This window comes from Pseudomonas sp. Pso3 (assembly GCF_055393275.1).
Genome location: NZ_AP043687.1, coordinates 3,912,501 through 3,929,374 on the forward strand (window position 1 = coordinate 3,912,501; position 16,874 = coordinate 3,929,374).

Here is a 16,874-nt window from a genome sequence, read left to right on the forward strand (position 1 = left end):
TTTGACCGCCTGCTTGAAGCCGACGAAGACCGCATGGGCCACGATGGCATGGCCGATGTTCAGCTCGTTGATACCCGGCAGCGCCGCGATGGGCTGGACATTATGGTAGTGCAGGCCATGACCGGCATTGACCACCAGCCCGAGGCCGGTGGCGAATTCCACCGCCCTGGCCAGGCGCTGCAGCTCATGGGCCTGCGCTTCCTGGGTCTCGGCTTCGGCATAGCGACCGGTGTGCAACTCGATCACCGGAGCACCGCTGTCCTTGGCCGCCTGAATCTGCTGCAGATCGGGATCTATAAAGAGGGACACTTCCGAAGCGGGCAGTGCGGCGATGGCGTCACGGATGCGCTGCACCTGACCCAGCACATCCAGGCCACCTTCGGTGGTCAGCTCTTCCCGGCGCTCGGGCACCAGGCAGACGTGCTCGGGCCGGATCTCCTGGGCAAAGGCCAGCATCTCGGGGGTCAGGGCGACTTCGAGATTCATGCGGGTCTGCAGGAGGTCGCGCAGCAGGCGGACATCCCGCTCCTGGATATGGCGACGGTCCTCGCGCAGGTGCAGAGTGATGCCATCCGCCCCTGCCTCCTCGGCATCCAGCGCCGCCTTGACCGGATCGGGATAGCGGGTACCCCGGGCCTGGCGCAGGGTGGCGACATGATCGATGTTGACGCCCAACAGAACACGACTGAACTCTTTCATGGCTTATTCACTTGGCTTGGCGAACAATTCGCGACTCATCAGGGGTTTGCTGCCCAGGTGCGGCGCCAGGGCCTGGCGCATCAGGCGCTTGGCAGCGCGGACTACGGTGGGATCGTCCCACTCGCCACGCTCCAGTGCCAGGATTTCCGCGCCGGCCAGACAGCCCGGGCGAACTTCGTCGACGGCTTCGAAGCCTTGGTCCGGAATGAAGCGATAGAGGCACTGGGCGTCGATGGCCTGGCCATCCAGCGCCAGCGACAGCGAGAAGCCGTAGCCCAGCAGGTCGAGCAGGCGCCATTCGAAGGTACGCAGCAGGGGCTCGACCGGTCGCCCCTGGGCGAGGGCCGCCAGGGTCAGACCATAGAGTTCGAAAAGCGCGGGATAGGGATCTTCGGCGGGCAGTAGCCGGACCAGCAGCTCATTCAGATAAAAGCCGCTGAACAGCGCCTGCCCCTGGAGCAGATAGGGTGGCGCCAGGGCCGCCACCTTTTGCAGATTCTTCAGCTCCCCTCGCCCACTGAGCTGAGCCTCGAGGGGAATGAAGGGCCTGGCCAGACTTCCGGAGCGGGAGCGGGCCGCGCGCAACACCGTACGGACCCGGCCGAAGGCGCCGAACACATCCACCAGCGCACTGCTTTCCCGATAGGGACGCGCATGCAGGACGAACAGCGGCTCGGACGCCTGCATCGCTAGAGGTCGGAATAACCCAGAGAGCGCAGGGCGCGCTCGTCATCGGACCAGCCGCCTTTGACCTTGACCCAGAGATTGAGCATGACCTTGGCGTCGAACAGGGTTTCCATGTCCTGGCGGGCTTCCTGGCCGATGCGCTTGATGCGCTCGCCGGCCTGGCCGATGAGAATCTTCTTCTGGCCATCGCGCTCGACCAGGATCAGGCCGTGGATGTGCAGCACCCCGTTGTCGTACTTGAATTCCTCGATCTCGACAGCGACCTGGTAGGGCAATTCCGCCCCCAGCTGACGCATGATCTTTTCGCGGATCAGCTCGGCCGCGAGGAAACGACTGGATCGGTCGGTGATCTGGTCTTCGGGGAAGAAGTGCTCGCCCTCAGGCAGGCGCTCGGCCACCAGCTCTTCGAGGGCGTCGAGATTGTGGCCGTGCTGGGCGGAGATCGGAATGAGCGTGGCTTCCGGCAATTGCTCCTGCAGCCATTGCAGGTGCGGCAGCATGTCGGCCTTGTCTTCCAGACGATCCAGCTTGTTGACGGCGAGCAGCACCGGGCACTTCACGAAGCGGACCCGCTCCAGCACCATCTGGTCTTCGTCGGTCCAGCGGGTACGATCGACCACGAACACCACGACGTCCACATCGCGCAGGGCGGTGACGGCCGTCTTGTTCATGAAGCGGTTGAGCGCCTTCTGGTTTTCCTTGTGCAGACCGGGGGTATCCACATAGATGGTCTGCACCTCACCCTCGGTCTTGATGCCGAGCATGTTGTGCCGGGTGGTCTGCGGCTTGCGCGAGGTAATGGCCAGCTTCTGCCCGAGGATATGGTTGAGTAGCGTGGACTTGCCGACGTTGGGACGGCCGACGATGGCGACGTAGCCGCACCGCGATGCCTTCAGCTCATCATTCATGACCATTCTCCACGCCCAGGGCGATCAAGGCCGCCGAGGCGGCTATCTGTTCGGCGATACGGCGACTGGCGCCCTGCCCCGTCGTCTTTTCGTTGAGCATGGCGATCTCGCATTCGACAAAGAAGACCCGGCAATGGGGCTCTCCCTCGATGGCGACCACCTCGTAGCGCGGCAGGTCGCACGCCCGCGCCTGGAGAAACTCCTGCAGGCGGGTTTTGGGATCCTTGTTGGTATCCACCGGCGTCAGCTCGCGCAGTTGCGGGCCGAGCCAGGCCATGACCCGATCCTTGGCCGCATCCATGCCGGCATCCAGATAGATGCCGCCGATCAGGGCTTCCATGGCATCGGCAAGAATGGATTCGCGACGGAAGCCGCCGCTCTTCAGCTCACCGGACCCCAGGCGCAGGTAGTCACCCAGCTCGAAGCTGCGCGCCAGCAAGGCCAGGGTCTCGCCTTTCACCAGCTTGGCGCGCAGGCGGGACAGCTGGCCTTCGCGGGCCTGGGGGAAATGATCGTAGAGGGCTTCGCCGATGATGAAGTTGAGGATGGCGTCGCCGAGGAATTCGAGGCGTTCGTTGTTGCGACCGGCAAAGCTGCGGTGCGTGAGGGCGAGCAGCATCAGGTCCGGGTCCTTGAAGGTATAACCCAGCCGACGCTCGAGGCGATCTAGAGATAATGTCACGGGAGATTTATACGGAAATCACGATTGAAACGAACGACCAGATCGATGTTGCGGATCAGGTGTTCACGTTTTTCATAGTCGAGGTGGATCTGCAGGTGGTTGCCGTCGGCTTCGACGCGCATGGCCTTTTGCAGATCGAGATCACGGATGTCGTTCACCTGCATACCCTTCCCCACGTAGCTGTAGACGTCGGACACGCTGCGAATCTGGTTATCGGGGTTGTCGCCGATGGATTCGATGACCTTGGTCAGAGCATTGTAGTCCAGGTAATGCGGCACGAGCTTCATGGCCGTACTGGCCAGGAAGGCGATGACGCAGAGTGCGAGCAGACCACCGAGAAACGACAGCCCCTGCTGACGCGACGGACGACCGGACACTCTGCGTTCATTCATCTGATGATACCTACGCGAGACAGGGTGGGCATGCTCTGCAGCTTGGGCTCCGGCCAGCTCAGCCAGACGGCGAAGGCCTTGCCGACGATGTTGCGGTCGGGAACCATGCCGAGCAGGTCACGGGGAATGTTGGGATCGTCCCAGTAGCGACTGTCGTTGGAGTTGTCGCGGTTGTCACCCATCATGAAGTAGTGACCGGCCGGCACCTTCCATTCGTGGTCGGGCTCCATGCGGTAGCGGGTCATCTCTTCGCGGATCAGGTGCTCGGCCTTGCCGAGCTGCTCCTTGAACAGCTTGACGCTGCCCAGCGAACCCGGCTCGTCACCCACCAGTTCCTCGCTGACGCGCTGGCCGTTGATGTACAGCTGCTTGTCGCTGGTATAGCGGATGGTATCGCCCGGCACCCCGATGACGCGCTTGATGTAGTTGACGCTGGGATCGCTGGGATAGCGGAACACCATGACGTCGCCACGCTGCGGATCACCGATCGGGATGACCTTGAGGTCGATCACCGGCAGGCGGATGCCGTAGGCGAATTTGTTCACCAGGATGAAGTCGCCCACTTCCAGGGTCGGCTTCATGGAGCCCGAAGGAATCTGGAACGGCTCCACCAGGAAGGATCTCAGGATCAGCACGATGGCCAGGACGGGAAAGAACGACTTCCCGTACTCGACCAGGGCCGGTTCCTTGTTCAACTGCTCCAGTACCGCGGGATCAGGCTCGCTGACCTGCTGCCCGTAGGTCTGGATCGCCTTGCGACGACGCGGTGCGAGCACCAGCAGATCGATGAGTGCCAGGGCGCCGCAGACGGCGACCGCGAGAACCAGCAACAGAGGGAAGTTCCAGGACATGGGCTTCAGCTATCCACCTTGAGCACGGCCAGGAAGGCCTCTTGAGGAATCTCTACGCTACCAACCTGCTTCATGCGCTTCTTGCCCGCCTTCTGCTTTTCCAGCAGCTTGCGCTTACGGGACACGTCACCGCCGTAGCACTTGGCCAGAACGTTCTTGCGCAGCGCCTTGACCGTGGTCCGGGCCACGATCTGACCGCCGATGGCCGCCTGGATCGCCACGTCGAACATCTGCCGCGGGATCAGCTCCTTCATCTTCTCGGTCAGGGCGCGACCCTTGTAGTGCGCCTTGTCGCGATGGACGATCAGCGCCAGGGCATCGACCTTCTCGCCGTTGATGAGGACGTCGAGCTTGACCAGGCTGGCGGCTTCGAAGCGATCGAAGCTGTAGTCCAGCGACGCATAGCCACGGCTCACCGACTTGAGGCGGTCGAAGAAGTCCAGGACCACCTCGTTCATCGGCAGGTCGTAGCTGACCTGTACCTGGCTGCTGAGGAACTGCATGTCGCGCTGGACGCCACGCTTCTCGATGCACAGGGTGATGACGTTGCCCAGGTGCTCCTGGGGTACCAGGATGTTGGCGCGCACGATGGGCTCGCGCATCTCGGCGACGGAGGCCAAGTCCGGCAGCTTGGACGGGTTGTCGACATAGATGATGCTGCCATCCTTGAGCACCACCTCGAACACCACGGTCGGCGCGGTGGTGATGAGGTCGAGATCGTATTCGCGCTCCAGGCGCTCCTGGATGATCTCCATGTGCAGCATGCCGAGGAAGCCGATGCGGAAGCCGAAGCCGAGGGCCTCGGAGCTTTCCGGCTCGTATTGCAGGGCCGCATCGTTGAGGGTCAGCTTCTGCAGGGCTTCACGGAAGTCCTCGAAGTCGTCGGAACTGACCGGGAAGAGACCGGCGTAGACCTGCGGCTTGACCCGCTGGAAGCCCGGCAGCACGGCCACGTCCGGGGTGGCGCTGAGGGTCAGGGTGTCGCCGACCGGGGCGCCGAGGATTTCCTTGATGCCGGCGATGATGAAGCCCACTTCGCCCGCCTTGAGATCGACCGTCTCGGTGTGCTTGGGCGAGAAGACGCCGACGCTGTCGACCTGGTGCACCTTGCCGGTGGACTTGACCAGGATCTTGTCGCCCTTCTTGACCCGCCCGTGCTTGACGCGCACCAGCGAGACGACGCCCAGGTAGTTGTCGAACCAGGAATCGATGATCAGCGCCTGCAGAGGCGCGTCGATCTCGCCCTCGGGCGGCGGAATGACCTTGACCAGTTGCTCGAGGACATCGGGTACGCCCATGCCGCTCTTGGCACTGCAGGGCACGGCGTCGGTGGCGTCGATGCCGATGATGTGCTCGATCTCGGCCTTGACCTTGTCCGGCTCGGCCTGGGGCAGGTCCATCTTGTTCAGCACCGGCATGACCTCGAGGCCCTGCTCGATGGCGGTGTAGCAGTTGGCGACCGACTGGGCTTCCACGCCCTGCCCCGCATCCACCACCAGCAGCGCGCCTTCGCAGGCGGCCAGCGAACGGCTGACTTCATAGGTGAAGTCGACGTGGCCGGGGGTGTCGATGAAGTTGAGCTGGTAGGTCTTGCCGTCCTGGGCCTTGTAGTACAGCGTGACGCTGTGGGCCTTGATGGTGATGCCGCGCTCGCGCTCGAGATCCATGGAATCCAGGACCTGGGCCTCCATTTCTCGGTCGCTCAAACCACCACAGATCTGGATGAACCGATCCGCAAGCGTCGACTTGCCGTGATCGATGTGGGCGATGATGGAGAAATTGCGGATATGGCTCAGATCACTCACGAATCAGCACTCGAATAGCCAGCAGCGGAACATCCGCCGGGAAAATAGCGGGGGAGTTTACCTGAATGCGGCAAACAAGGGGACTCGCGCCGTTCGAGCGGACAAAAAGAAGGGGCAGTCGCCTGCCCCTCGCTTCGTCCCCTGCCTTTACTTGCCCGGCAGTTTGAAGGTGATGAAGCTGGCGCGACCCTCACGCACCACGCGCATCGAAATGGAGCGCCCTGCCGGCAGTGCCGAGGTGATTTTCTCGAAGGCGGCGGCGGATTCGATGGGCTGATTGTTGAGGTGGGTGATGACGTCGCCCGGACGCAGGCCGATGGCCGCGGCAGGACCGTCGCCACTGAGCTTGTTGATGACCACGCCGCCCTGGATGTCCAGGGTCTTCTTCTGCTCGGCGGTCAGGTTGGCCACGGCGATGCCCAGGCGATTGCTGGCCCGATCGGACCCGCGCTCGCCGCCGGAAGCGGCCTGGTCGTCCTTGGGCATGTCGCCCACGGTAACGCTCAGGTTTTGCCGCTTGCCTTCACGGATGATCTCCATGTCGGCCTTGGCACCCGGCTTGAGATTGCCGATCAGGTGCGGCAGGTCGGCGGATTCCTCGATCTTCTGGCCATTGACCGAGAGGATGACGTCGCCGACCTTGATGCCGCTCTTGGCTGCAGGACCGTCGTCCAGGGTCTGGGCGACCAGGGCACCGGCCGGACGATCCAGGCCGAAGGATTCGGCGAGATCCTTGTCCACTTCCTGGATGACCACGCCCAGCCAGCCGCGGCTCACCTTGCCATCGGTCTTCAGCTGATTGGCCACGTTCATGGCGACGTCGATCGGAATGGCGAAGGACAGTCCCATGAAGCCACCGGAGCGGGTGAATATCTGCGAGTTGATCCCGACCACCTCACCCTTGAGGTTGAACAGCGGACCGCCGGAGTTGCCCGGGTTGATGGCCACGTCGGTCTGGATGAAGGGCACATAGCTTTCGTTGGGCAGGCTGCGACCCTTGGCGCTGACGATACCGGCGGTGACCGAGTGATCGAAGCCGAAGGGCGAACCGATGGCCAGGACCCATTCACCGACCTTGAGCTGATCGGAATTGCCCAGCTTGAGGGTGGGCAGGTCCTTGGCGTCGATTTTCAACAGGGCGACGTCGGTACGGGGATCCGCGCCGATCAGCTTGGCGGTGTAATCACTGCGGTCGGACAGCCGTACCAGGATCTCGTCGGCATCGGCGACCACATGGTTGTTGGTCAGAATGTAGCCATCGGGCGAGATGATGAAGCCCGAGCCCAGGGACTGGGCCTGCTCCTGCTTGCCACGGGGACCGCGCGGCATCTGCGGGATGCTGCGCTCGAAGAATTCACGGATGCCCGGCGGCAGGCCTTCCAGATCGGGCATGTTCATGGCGCCGGCGCCACGACCTTCGGGAATTTTCTGGCGGGTGCTGATGTTGACGACCGCTGGAGATGCCGCCTCGACCAGGCCGGTGAAATCCGGCAGATCGGCCCGAGCCATGGCCGTCAGTCCCATCAGCCAGAGCCCCATCAGGGCGGCCGTGTAATGCTTTAGATTGCGCATGCGCGTGCAGCTCCACTCTATCCAATGACTTGAACACATCGCTGGCGACCTGCCTGCTCCGCAACGGCGGCACAGTCAGAGACGACTGGCAGCAGAAATAGCACGGCCTTGCTGAACGATAGCTTTCGAAGCATTTTGCGCCCCATCCGGACATCCGGCAGGCAAAAAAAACGGCGCCCGGAACAGAGTCCGGACGCCGTTTCGAGGTGAAGCCAGCGAATCAACGCTGGGCAGGGGCTTCCTGCTTTTCACCTGCCATCGGCTTGTCAGCCTTGGCTTCGGCATTCGCCTTGCTGCTTTCTTCGCTGAAGCTGGCCAGCACGGCCGGGCTACGCGCGGGTTGCGGCACGGTCAGCTGGCTCGGCGCCTGCTGGGCCAGACCCTGGGTGGAGACGTCGGACTGGTTGTACATCCGCACGCCTGCCAGTACGGCGAAGGTCACGGACGCGGCGACCGCGACACGACCCAGGCTCGACCAGCCACTCTTGCGCGCCTGGGCAACGACGGGCGCTGCCGGGGCTGCGACGGCCTCATCACGCTCCAGCGTGGTGGTGACGCCTTTGGCGATATCCAGATTCGGCAGCATGGGCTCACCGCGAATCACGGCGCTGACCATGGCGTAGCGCGACCAGGTGGCGCGCAATTCCGGGTCCTTGCTGACCTCGGCGATGACACGCCGGGTTTCGAATTCGTCCGCTTCGTTATCCATAACAGCGGACAGGGATTCCAGCAGGGCTTCACGACTCATACGTATTACCTCTCTAAAAGCTGTCGCCGCTGTCTATGCATCACGCAGCAGGGGCTGCAATGCTTTGTCTATCGCTTCCCGAGCTCGGAAAATCCGAGACCGGACCGTTCCCACCGGACATTGCATGACGTTCGCAATGTCCTCGTAGCTGAGGCCTTCGAACTCACGAAGGGTCAGCGCGGTGCGCAGATCTTCCGGGAGCTGCTGGATGGTCCGATGCACGGTGGCCTCGATCTCATCCCGCAAAAGGGACCGCTCTGGGGACTCGATATCCTTTAGAGCATGGTCGCCTTCATAAAATTCCGCATCTTCGGCACTGACGTCGCTGTCCGGTGGACGACGACCCCGGGCAACCAGATGGTTCTTTGCCGTGTTGATGGCGATGCGATAGAGCCAGGTGTAGAAAGCACTATCGCCACGGAAGTTCCCGAGCGCACGATAGGCTTTGATGAAAGCCTCCTGAGCGACGTCCTGGGCTTCCTGGGTATCGTGGACGAAACGCACGATCAGACCGAGAATCTTGTGCTGATACTTGAGCACCAGCAGATCGAAGGCACGCTTGTCGCCGCGCTGTACGCGCTCGACCAGTTGTTGATCCTGCTCCTGGGTGGGCAGGGCTTGCTTGCTGTCCTTGGCTTGCAGCTCGGTATCGTCCTTGCTTTCACTATCGACGCGCGCTGCTAGACTGGGCTGTTGCACGAAAGTTCTCCCCTCCACAGCAGTTGATGAGCGAGCACTAAGATGGCTGCTGATCGCTCCTGGGTGTCACTGAATTAGCTTTGGCAGATGGCCCATTCTCGTCTTGGCATTCCGGCCGCACGGATGAGCAATTATCTGTACATAGACCCCGCCTGACGCCCGCGAGTTCCCTGCCGATCCATCCGATGGCTATGCCGTCAGCCGCCTTGTTCCTATACTCGCCGTCCCGGTGAGAAGGAAACGTCATGGCGCGTCATCTGGAATTCGATGTCCTGGTAATCGGCAGTGGCGCCGCGGGCCTGACGCTCGCGCTTAATCTACCGGCGACGCTGTCCATCGCGGTCTTGAGCAAGGGCGAACTGGCGCATGGTTCGACCTACTGGGCCCAGGGCGGCGTCGCCGCGGTGCTGGACGAAGGCGACACCGTCGAGGCGCACGTGCAGGATACCCTAATCGCGGGCGCCGGGCTGTGTGACGAAGGCGCCGTGCGCTTCACCGTCGAACACAGTCGCGAGGCCATGCAGTGGCTGATCGACCAGGGCGTGCCCTTCACCCGCGAGCAGGACGCCGGCAAGGGCGGCCTGGGCTTTCACCTGACCCGCGAAGGCGGCCACAGCCACCGGCGCATCATCCACGCGGCCGATGCCACCGGCATGGCCATCTTCGACACCCTGCTGCGCACCGCCGAAGGCCGGCCCAACATCCAGTTGCTCAGTCAGCGGGTGGCGGTGGATCTGATCACCACGGAAAAGCTCGGCCGGCCGGGCGCGCGCTGCCTGGGCGCCTATGTGCTCGACCGGACCAGCGGCCAGGTCGATACCCTGCACGCGCGCTTCACGGTGCTGGCCACCGGCGGCGCCAGCAAGGCCTACCTCTATAGCACCAATCAGGACAGCGCCAGCGGCGACGGCATCGCCATGGCCTGGCGCGCCGGCTGTTCGGTCGCCAACCTGGAATTCAACCAGTTCCACCCCACCTGCCTCTATCATCCCCATGCGCGCAGCTTTCTGATCACCGAAGCCCTGCGTGGCGAAGGCGCCGTCCTGCGCCTGCCGGATGGCGAACGCTTCATGCCGCGCTTCGACCCCCGCGCCGATCTCGCCCCACGCGACGTGGTGGCGCGCGCCATCGACCACGAGATGAAGCGCCTGGGCATCGATTGCGTCTTTCTCGACATCAGCCACAAGCCGGCGGACTTCGTGCAGGAGCACTTTCCCACGGTCTATCGCCGCTGCCTGGAACTGGGCATCGACATCACCCGGGATCCGATCCCGGTGGTGCCGGCCGCGCACTACACCTGCGGCGGGGTGCGCGTCGACCAGCACGGGCGCGCGGACCTCGGCGGCCTCTATGCCATTGGCGAAACCAGCTGCACCGGTCTGCACGGCGCCAATCGCATGGCCAGCAATTCGCTGCTGGAGTGCTTCGTCTATGCCCGCTCGGCGGCGCTGGACATCCAGGCGCAAGCAGCCGAGATCGGCATGCCGCGGGACCTGCCCGACTGGGACGCCAGCCAGGTGACGGACTCGGACGAAGACGTGGTGATCGCCCACAACTGGGACGAGTTGCGGCGCTTCATGTGGGACTATGTGGGCATCGTGCGCACCACCAAGCGGCTGGTGCGCGCCCGCCATCGCATTCGCCTGCTGATGGACGAGATCGACGAGTTCTACAGCAACTACAAGGTCAGTCGCGACCTGATCGAATTGCGCAACCTGGCGCAGGTGGCGGAGCTGATCATCGAAAGCGCCCTCGCCCGCCAGGAGAGTCGCGGTCTGCACTTCACCCTGGACTATCCACAACTGGCCAGCAGCGCCCGGGACACTATTCTGGCGCCGCGAACCGGCGCGGAGCGAAGCGAAGTCTGACTCTCAGGCGGCGGTGGGCGTCCGCGGCGAGGCTGTCGCGGGCGATGCAGAGACTGCGGGTACGTCTCGCCGCTGGCAGTCGATAGCGCAGGACCACCAGCCGCGGCAGGGCCAGGCTGTCCGGGCGCAGCTGGATGGCCTGCCAGCCGGTCGCCGGCGACCACAGCTGCCAGCCTTCTGCGCCATGGCGCAAACCGCGCGGCACCTCTGGACAGCGCTGCTGGAGCTGGCGCTGGCGCACCCGGTGCCAGGACCAGAGCGCCAGCAGCGTCAGGAGTGGCTTGAGCGTCCAGGGAATGGCCGCAAGCCAGGGACAGATCCCCGCGGCGAACGCGGCCAGGGCATGCAGTCGCAGGAGGCCGGCGGAGGCGCTCCAGCGACATTCGAAGGGCTCAAGCCGGCTGGACACGGTCCAGGATCATGCGCACGATGATCTGCAGATCGGCGTCTTCCGGCTCACCGCGCTGCATGAACCAGTGGAACATGTCCTGATCCTCGCACTCGAGCAGCTTGCGGTAGCGTGCCTGGTCTTCCGCGCCCAGGGAGGAATAGACCTCCTTGACGAAGGGCACCAGCAATACATCCAGTTCCAGCATGCCGCGGCGGCTGTGCCAGTACAATCTGTTGAGTTCGGTAGCTTCGGTACTCATGAGGACTCCTGCGACAATCGGCGCAGTATAAGCCCGAAGCGCCCCGCCGCGCAGTGCGCCTGACATTCCCCCCGGGCGAGCCTATGATGAGCGGCTTCACTCGACAGGGAGCTGCAGCCGCAATGGCCGACTTGCCGTATTTCTGCCGCTTGACCCACGAAGGCGTCCTGGCCATCCACGGGGTCGATGCGACCAAGTTTCTCCAGGGGCAGGTCACCTGCAACCTCAATTATCTCGCTGACGACCAGGCCGGCCTGGGAGGGCGCTGCACGCCCAAGGGACGGCTGGTCTCCAGCTTCCGCATCATCAAGCAGGCCGACGGCTATCTGCTGGCGATGGCCGCGGAGCTGGTCGAGCCGCTGCTGACCGATCTGAAGAAATATGCGGTCTTCTCCAAGTCGGTGCTGACCGACGAAAGCGCGCAATGGCAACGGCTGGGACTTTCGGCCGCCGGCTTCGCCAGCGCCTATCCCGACGTGGCGCTGGGCGAGCAGGCCAATGCCGTGGCGCCGCTCGAAGGCGGCTTCGCCCTGCGGTTGGAGGATAGTCGGGTAGAGACCTGGCGCGCGGCCGACGCAGCGGCGCCGGCGCTGCCGGAGGTGGCACTCGACGAATGGCTGCTGGCCCAGGTGCGGGCTGGCGTGGGCCAGGTGTTCGGCGCGACCCGCGAGCTGTTCGTCCCGCAGATGATCAATCTGCAGGCGCTGGATGGCGTGAGCTTTCGCAAGGGTTGCTACACCGGCCAGGAGATCGTCGCGCGCATGCAGTACCTGGGCAAGCTCAAGCGGCGCCTCTATCGCCTCGCCAGCAGCGAGCAGCCCCCTGCCGTGGGTACCGAGCTGTTCTCGCCGGTGCATGGCAGCAGCGTGGGCGAGGTGGTGCTGGCCGCGGCCAGCCCGGAGGGTTGCGAATTCCTGGCGGTGCTGCAGGGCGATGCTGCCGAGGACGGACGTGTCTCGGTGGGCAGCTCGGACGGGCCAAACTGCCGTTTACTCGATTTGCCCTACTCACTCGATAGCGATCGTGAAATAAAGCGCTGAAGGTTGGGATCGCCTTTATCCGCTCCTCACACAGGTACGTCATGACTCCTCTTGCCGAAAAAGTTGTCCAGGATCTTCTCCACGCGATAGACACCGATCGCGTGGTGCTGCCCACCCTCCCCGAGGTGGCACTGAAGGTCAGAGAAGCGGCCGAAGACCCCAACGTGGGTGTCGCCGAGCTGAGCCGGGTGATCGCCATGGACGCCGCCCTGACGGCGCGCCTGATCAAGGTGGTCAACAGCCCGCTCCTGCGCACCAGCAAGGAGATCACCGACCTGCAGATGGCGGTCGGGCGCCTGGGTATCAACTACACGGCGAATCTGGCCACGGGCCTGGCCATGCAGCAGATGTTCCAGGCCACCAGCGACGCCGTGGATCGCAAGATGCGCGAGGTCTGGAGCCAGGGTACCGAGATCGCCGCCATCAGCCATGCGCTGTGCAAGAAGTACACGCGGCTGATGGCCGACCGCGCCCTGCTCGCCGGCCTGGTGCACCAGATCGGCGTGCTGCCGATCCTCACCTATGCCGAAGAACAGGAAGACCTGCTGGCCAACGCCATCACCCTCGACCAGGTGACGGCGCGCATTCATCCGCAGATCGGCGAACGCATTCTCAAGGTTTGGGATTTCCCGGCCGACATCGCCTGCGTACCGCGGGAATATCTGGCGCTGGAGCGGCAGCCCGCGGCGGCCGACTATGCCGATATCGTGCAGGTCGCGACCCAGCTGCACGCGCAGCGCCAGGGTCAGCAGGAGATCGCGGTCCAGACGCTGCCCGCCGGTATCCGCCTGGGGCTGAACAACCAGCCGGATCCGGCCCAGGATCAGTCCTTCTGGGACGCGGTGGAACAGTCGCGCACCCTGCTCGGCTGAGCCTAGGCTTCCTCGGCGGGAAATTCGACCCGCACCCGCAGTCCGCCGAGCGCGCCGTCCAGCAACTGGATGCGCGCCCGGTGGGCGGCGCAGATCTCACCGACGATGGCCAGTCCCAGACCGGCACCCCCGGATTGCGGATCCAGACGCTGAAAGCGCTCGAAGACCTTGGCCCGCGCATTGGCCGGAATGCCGGGACCGTCATCCTCGACTTCCAGAACCGCCGGGGCTAGCACCCGCACCACGATGTTGCCACCTGACTGGCTATGGGCCAGGGCGTTTTCCACCAGATTGCAGAGCAGCTCGTTGAGCAGTGTCGGCTCGCCGATCACCGGCGCCTTGGCGAAGGGCTCAAAGGCCAGGGCGACGCCCTTGGCATGGGCCAGGGGTGCCAGCGCCATGGCCAGTTCCCTGGCCAGGTCGCTGAGCTCCAGGCGTTCGGCGCCGCCTTCGGCGATGGCCTGGGCGCCGCTCTCGATCCGCGCCAGGGACAGCAGCTGATTGGCCAGGCGCGCCAGGCGATCGGTGCTGGCGCGGGTCTCCTCCAGGGTGGCGTACCAGGCCTGGGGCTCGCGTTCGCGCAGGCCCAGTTCGACCCGCGCCTTGATCGCCGCCAGCGGGGTGCGCAATTCGTGGGCGGCATTGGCGATGAAGTCCGCCTGACGCTCGAACAGCCGCCGCAGGCGCAGGGTGAAGCCCTCCAGGGCATGCACCAGCGGCAGCAGCTCCTGGGGCGCCCGCACCTCGGGCAGCGGCCGCAAGTCGTCCACGCCCCGCTCTTCCACCGCCTGGCGCAGGCGCTCCAGGGGGCGCAGGGCGGCGCCGACCGCCATCCACACCAGCAGGATGGCGCCCAGCCCCATCAGTCCGAGGCGGATCAGGGTGTCGGTGAGCAGGCTGCGGGCCACCTCCTCGCGGGCTTCGGCGGTCTCGGCGACGCGGATCTCGGCCATGCCGGTGAGATCCGGCTGGCTGACCGGCTGGGCCAGGCTGACCACCCGTACGTCCTTGCCGCGATAGGTGCTGTTGTAGAAGCGCGCCAGGGCCGGATAGTCGCGGGTCAGCGGAGCGTCCGCTGGCGGTGGTGGAATCTCTTCGTAGCCGGAGATCAGCCGGCCGCGGGTATCCAGCACCTGGTAGAAGATGCGCCCGACGTTGTCGTAGGCGAAATTGTCCAGGGCGATGTAGGGCACGTCGGCGCGCAGGGTGCCATTGGTGGCCGACAGGCCGGCGGCGATGGTGCGGGCCGAGGCCAGCAGCGTCCGGTCATAGGCCACGTCGGCCAGCCGCCGGCCATTGAGATAGGCGGCCAGGCTGCTGACTGCCAGGATCACCGCCAAGAGCACGACCAGTCGCAGCAGCAGTCGCCCACGCAGACTGCCAGCCGCCTTCGCCACTTCAGCCATGCTGCTCTTCCAGCAGATAGCCCAGGCCGCGGAAGGTGACGATGCGCACGGCGCCGGCTTCCAGCTTCTTGCGCAGGCGGTGGACGTAGATCTCGATGGCCTCGGGACTGGCTTCCTCGTCCAGGCCGAAGACCTGGGCGGCCAGTTGCTCCTTGCTCATGACCCGTCCGGGGCGGGCGATGAGCGCGGCCAGCACGGCGTGCTCGCGCGAGGTGAGCGACAGCGCCTCCTCGCCCAGGGTGAAGCGCGAGGTGTTGAGGTCATAGATCAGCGGGCCGCAGCGCTGCTGGCGATCGCCGCCCAGCACGCTGCGGCGCAGCAGGGCCTTGACCCGGGCTTCCAGTTCGGTGAGTTCGAAGGGCTTGGCCAGGTAGTCGTCGGCACCGAGGTTGAGCCCCTGCACCCGATCCTTGACCTCGCCGCGGGCGGTGAGCATCAGCACCGGCAGGCGATCGCCGCGCTCGCGCAGGCGCGCCAGCACCTCGAAGCCATCCATGCGCGGCAGGCCGACGTCGAGGATGGCCAGGGCATAGCTTTCGCTCTGCAGGGCCAGGTCGGCGGCCACGCCATCGTTTAGCAGATCGACGTTGAGTCCGGCATTCTTGAGCGCCTGAGCGACGCTTTCGGCCAGTGGCGGATGATCTTCGACCAATAGGATGCGCACGCTGACAGCTCCCGCTCAAAAAATCCGAGTTTACCGGATACCGGCCGGCTGGCCTGCAGCCGGAACCCCACTATCGCCGCCTTTCACATCTGAAAGGCTGTTGAAAGCTTGGCGGTCTAGAGTGAAAGGTAGCGGTCCCAGAACCGCATGATGCTTGCCCAAGCGCCACCCCTGGTTGGCCAACAACAATAACAAGCGGAACGACATCCATGCTCGCCCTCGCGCAGCTCCACGTGCTCCCGTATCTCTTCTCCGAACGATCGCCGCCCTGGCGAGCCTGAGCCGTGTCCGCCTGTCAGCTTCTGAAATAACAACAAAAGGAAGACGTCGATGAGCACCACCTTGCGCACCCTCACCCTGACCCTGGCCGCCTCCGTGCTGCTGTCCGCCCAGGCCATGGCCGAACCCAAGCGTCCCGAATGCATCGCCCCGGCCTCCCCGGGTGGCGGCTTCGACCTGACCTGCAAGCTGGCCCAGAGCGGCCTGGTGGAAGCCAAGCTGCTGGACAAGCCCATGCGCGTGACCTACATGCCCGGCGGCGTGGGCGCGGTGGCCTACAACACCGTGGTGGCCCAGCGGCCGGCGGACGGCGACACCATCGTCGCCTTCTCCAGCGGTTCGCTGCTGAACCTGGCGCAAGGCAAGTTCGGTCGCTTCGACGAAAAGGCCGTGCGCTGGCTGGCGGCGGTGGGGGCCAGCTATGGCGCCATCGCGGTCAAGGCCGATTCGCCCTACAAGACCCTGGGTGACCTGGTCGAGGCGCTGAAGAAGGACCCGAGCAAGGTGGTGATCGGCTCCGGCGGTACCGTGGGCAGCCAGGACTGGATGCAGACCGCGCTGATCGCCAAGGCCGCCGGCATCAATCCCAAGGACCTGCGCTACGTGGCCCTGGAAGGCGGCGGCGAGATCGCCACCGCGCTGCTGGGTGGCCACATCCAGGTCGGCAGCACCGACATCTCCGACTCCATGCCCCATGTCGAGGCCGGCAACATGCGCCTGCTGGCGGTCTTCGCCGAGCAGCGCTTCGACGAACCGGCGATGAAGGACATCCCCACCGCGCGCGAGCAGGGCTACGACATCGTCTGGCCGGTGGTCCGCGGCTTCTATGTGGGCCCGAAGGTCACCGACGAGCAGTACAACTGGTGGAAGACCAGCTTCGACAAGCTGCTGGCCTCCGACGACTTCGCCAAGCTGCGTGATCAGCGCGAACTCTTCCCCTTCGCCATGACCGGCTCCGAGCTGGACGCCTATGTGCAGAAGGAAGTCGCGCGCTACCGCGGCATGGCCAAGGAATTCGGCCTGATCCAGTAACGAGCCCCCGCCCCTGGCGC

18 protein-coding genes (1 of these 18 only partly in view) are annotated in these 16,874 nt (G+C 64.6%); 4 read left to right on the forward strand and 14 right to left on the reverse strand.

Features of this window, described 5'->3' with window-relative positions; translation table 11 throughout:
- The 10 genes from pdxJ to rpoE form a co-directional block, all read right to left on the reverse strand.
- Positions 1 to 699, reverse strand: the 5' portion of a protein-coding gene (gene pdxJ, locus ACZ5R1_RS18415) for a pyridoxine 5'-phosphate synthase (protein WP_115946800.1). The gene continues 42 nt to the left of window position 1, outside the view; the window shows 699 of its 741 coding nt (coding positions 1-699); the start codon lies at positions 697 to 699; the stop codon falls past the left edge of the window.
- Between the two features lie 3 nt (positions 700 to 702).
- The gene (recO, locus tag ACZ5R1_RS18420) at positions 703 to 1,386 is read right to left on the reverse strand and encodes a DNA repair protein RecO (protein ID WP_115946799.1); all 684 of its coding nucleotides are present in this window, start codon (positions 1,384 to 1,386) and stop codon (positions 703 to 705) included.
- Positions 1,387 to 1,388: 2 nt separating this feature from the next.
- A complete protein-coding gene (gene era / locus ACZ5R1_RS18425; RefSeq protein WP_027598581.1) occupies positions 1,389 to 2,294 on the reverse strand; it encodes a GTPase Era in 906 nt (301 codons plus the stop codon).
- Positions 2,287 to 2,976 carry a ribonuclease III gene (gene rnc / locus ACZ5R1_RS18430; RefSeq protein WP_007161997.1) on the reverse strand — a complete coding sequence of 230 codons (690 nt, stop codon included), beginning with the start codon at positions 2,974 to 2,976 and terminating at the stop codon, positions 2,287 to 2,289. Before rnc ends, era begins: the two co-directional genes overlap by 8 nt.
- On the reverse strand, positions 2,973 to 3,368 hold the full coding sequence (locus ACZ5R1_RS18435) for a DUF4845 domain-containing protein (RefSeq protein ID WP_007161996.1): 396 nt from the start codon (positions 3,366 to 3,368) through the stop codon (positions 2,973 to 2,975). The genes rnc and ACZ5R1_RS18435 overlap by 4 nt, the downstream gene beginning before the upstream one ends.
- Positions 3,365 to 4,219: a signal peptidase I gene (gene lepB / locus ACZ5R1_RS18440; protein ID WP_027603058.1), complete on the reverse strand. Its 855-nt coding sequence runs from the start codon at positions 4,217 to 4,219 to the stop codon at positions 3,365 to 3,367. Before lepB ends, ACZ5R1_RS18435 begins: the two co-directional genes overlap by 4 nt.
- Positions 4,220 to 4,224: 5 nt before the next feature.
- Positions 4,225 to 6,024, reverse strand: a complete 1,800-nt coding sequence (gene lepA, locus ACZ5R1_RS18445) for a translation elongation factor 4 (protein ID WP_027598578.1) — start codon at positions 6,022 to 6,024, stop codon at positions 4,225 to 4,227.
- Positions 6,025 to 6,171: 147 nt separating this feature from the next.
- The gene (locus tag ACZ5R1_RS18450) at positions 6,172 to 7,596 is read right to left on the reverse strand and encodes a DegQ family serine endoprotease (RefSeq protein WP_115946798.1); all 1,425 of its coding nucleotides are present in this window, start codon (positions 7,594 to 7,596) and stop codon (positions 6,172 to 6,174) included.
- A gap of 220 nt (positions 7,597 to 7,816) precedes the next feature.
- Positions 7,817 to 8,344: a sigma-E factor negative regulatory protein gene (locus ACZ5R1_RS18455; RefSeq protein ID WP_115946797.1), complete on the reverse strand. Its 528-nt coding sequence runs from the start codon at positions 8,342 to 8,344 to the stop codon at positions 7,817 to 7,819.
- A gap of 33 nt (positions 8,345 to 8,377) precedes the next feature.
- Positions 8,378 to 8,959 (reverse strand): RNA polymerase sigma factor RpoE/AlgU, encoded by a 582-nt coding sequence (rpoE, locus tag ACZ5R1_RS18460; RefSeq protein WP_026083736.1) that lies wholly within the window; start codon positions 8,957 to 8,959, stop codon positions 8,378 to 8,380.
- Positions 8,960 to 9,288: 329 nt separating this feature from the next.
- Here rpoE and nadB point away from each other — a divergent pair, with 329 nt between their 5' ends.
- Positions 9,289 to 10,911 carry an L-aspartate oxidase gene (nadB, locus tag ACZ5R1_RS18465; protein WP_267399541.1) on the forward strand — a complete coding sequence of 541 codons (1,623 nt, stop codon included), beginning with the start codon at positions 9,289 to 9,291 and terminating at the stop codon, positions 10,909 to 10,911.
- Here the strand turns inward: nadB and ACZ5R1_RS18470 are convergent.
- Positions 10,868 to 11,320, reverse strand: a complete 453-nt coding sequence (locus ACZ5R1_RS18470) for a protein YgfX (RefSeq protein WP_115946795.1) — start codon at positions 11,318 to 11,320, stop codon at positions 10,868 to 10,870. The genes nadB and ACZ5R1_RS18470 overlap by 44 nt on opposite strands.
- A complete protein-coding gene (locus ACZ5R1_RS18475) occupies positions 11,304 to 11,561 on the reverse strand; it encodes an FAD assembly factor SdhE (protein WP_027603054.1) in 258 nt (85 codons plus the stop codon). The genes ACZ5R1_RS18470 and ACZ5R1_RS18475 overlap by 17 nt, the downstream gene beginning before the upstream one ends.
- Before the next feature lie 122 nt (positions 11,562 to 11,683).
- Between ACZ5R1_RS18475 and ygfZ the strand changes: the two genes are divergently transcribed.
- Together ygfZ and ACZ5R1_RS18485 are read left to right on the forward strand one after the other, a co-directional pair.
- A complete protein-coding gene (ygfZ, locus tag ACZ5R1_RS18480; protein WP_115946794.1) occupies positions 11,684 to 12,601 on the forward strand; it encodes a CAF17-like 4Fe-4S cluster assembly/insertion protein YgfZ in 918 nt (305 codons plus the stop codon).
- Positions 12,602 to 12,642: 41 nt separating this feature from the next.
- Entirely contained in the window at positions 12,643 to 13,473 is an 831-nt protein-coding gene (locus ACZ5R1_RS18485; protein ID WP_027598573.1) for an HDOD domain-containing protein, read from the forward strand.
- A 2-nt stretch (positions 13,474 to 13,475) separates the two neighbouring features.
- Here the strand turns inward: ACZ5R1_RS18485 and ACZ5R1_RS18490 are convergent, their stop codons facing one another.
- Complete coding sequence (locus ACZ5R1_RS18490) at positions 13,476 to 14,879, reverse strand: sensor histidine kinase (RefSeq protein ID WP_007161985.1); 1,404 nt, start codon at positions 14,877 to 14,879, stop codon at positions 13,476 to 13,478.
- Positions 14,872 to 15,543, reverse strand: coding sequence for a response regulator (locus ACZ5R1_RS18495; protein WP_007161984.1), 672 nt, complete (start codon positions 15,541 to 15,543; stop codon positions 14,872 to 14,874). Before ACZ5R1_RS18495 ends, ACZ5R1_RS18490 begins: the two co-directional genes overlap by 8 nt.
- A gap of 330 nt (positions 15,544 to 15,873) precedes the next feature.
- Here ACZ5R1_RS18495 and ACZ5R1_RS18500 point away from each other — a divergent pair, with 330 nt between their 5' ends.
- Positions 15,874 to 16,854: a Bug family tripartite tricarboxylate transporter substrate binding protein gene (locus ACZ5R1_RS18500; protein ID WP_007161983.1), complete on the forward strand. Its 981-nt coding sequence runs from the start codon at positions 15,874 to 15,876 to the stop codon at positions 16,852 to 16,854.
- The last annotated feature ends 20 nt before the right edge of the window (positions 16,855 to 16,874 follow it).

Excerpts from the sequence above, each read along its gene's own strand:
- ACZ5R1_RS18450 (WP_115946798.1), bottom strand. The coding sequence starts at position 7,596 with ATGCGCAATCTAAAGCATTACACGGCCGCCCTGATGGGGCTCTGGCTG.
- ACZ5R1_RS18435 (WP_007161996.1), bottom strand. The coding sequence starts at position 3,368 with ATGAATGAACGCAGAGTGTCCGGTCGTCCGTCGCGTCAGCAGGGGCTG.
- recO (WP_115946799.1), bottom strand. The coding sequence starts at position 1,386 with ATGCAGGCGTCCGAGCCGCTGTTCGTCCTGCATGCGCGTCCCTATCGG.
- lepB (WP_027603058.1), bottom strand. The coding sequence starts at position 4,219 with ATGTCCTGGAACTTCCCTCTGTTGCTGGTTCTCGCGGTCGCCGTCTGC.
- ACZ5R1_RS18485 (WP_027598573.1), top strand. The coding sequence starts at position 12,643 with ATGACTCCTCTTGCCGAAAAAGTTGTCCAGGATCTTCTCCACGCGATA.
- nadB (WP_267399541.1), top strand. The coding sequence starts at position 9,289 with ATGGCGCGTCATCTGGAATTCGATGTCCTGGTAATCGGCAGTGGCGCC.
- ACZ5R1_RS18500 (WP_007161983.1), top strand. The coding sequence starts at position 15,874 with ATGAGCACCACCTTGCGCACCCTCACCCTGACCCTGGCCGCCTCCGTG.
- era (WP_027598581.1), bottom strand. The coding sequence starts at position 2,294 with ATGAATGATGAGCTGAAGGCATCGCGGTGCGGCTACGTCGCCATCGTC.
- ACZ5R1_RS18490 (WP_007161985.1), bottom strand. The coding sequence starts at position 14,879 with ATGGCTGAAGTGGCGAAGGCGGCTGGCAGTCTGCGTGGGCGACTGCTG.
- ygfZ (WP_115946794.1), top strand. The coding sequence starts at position 11,684 with ATGGCCGACTTGCCGTATTTCTGCCGCTTGACCCACGAAGGCGTCCTG.
- ACZ5R1_RS18455 (WP_115946797.1), bottom strand. The coding sequence starts at position 8,344 with ATGAGTCGTGAAGCCCTGCTGGAATCCCTGTCCGCTGTTATGGATAAC.
- ACZ5R1_RS18475 (WP_027603054.1), bottom strand. The coding sequence starts at position 11,561 with ATGAGTACCGAAGCTACCGAACTCAACAGATTGTACTGGCACAGCCGC.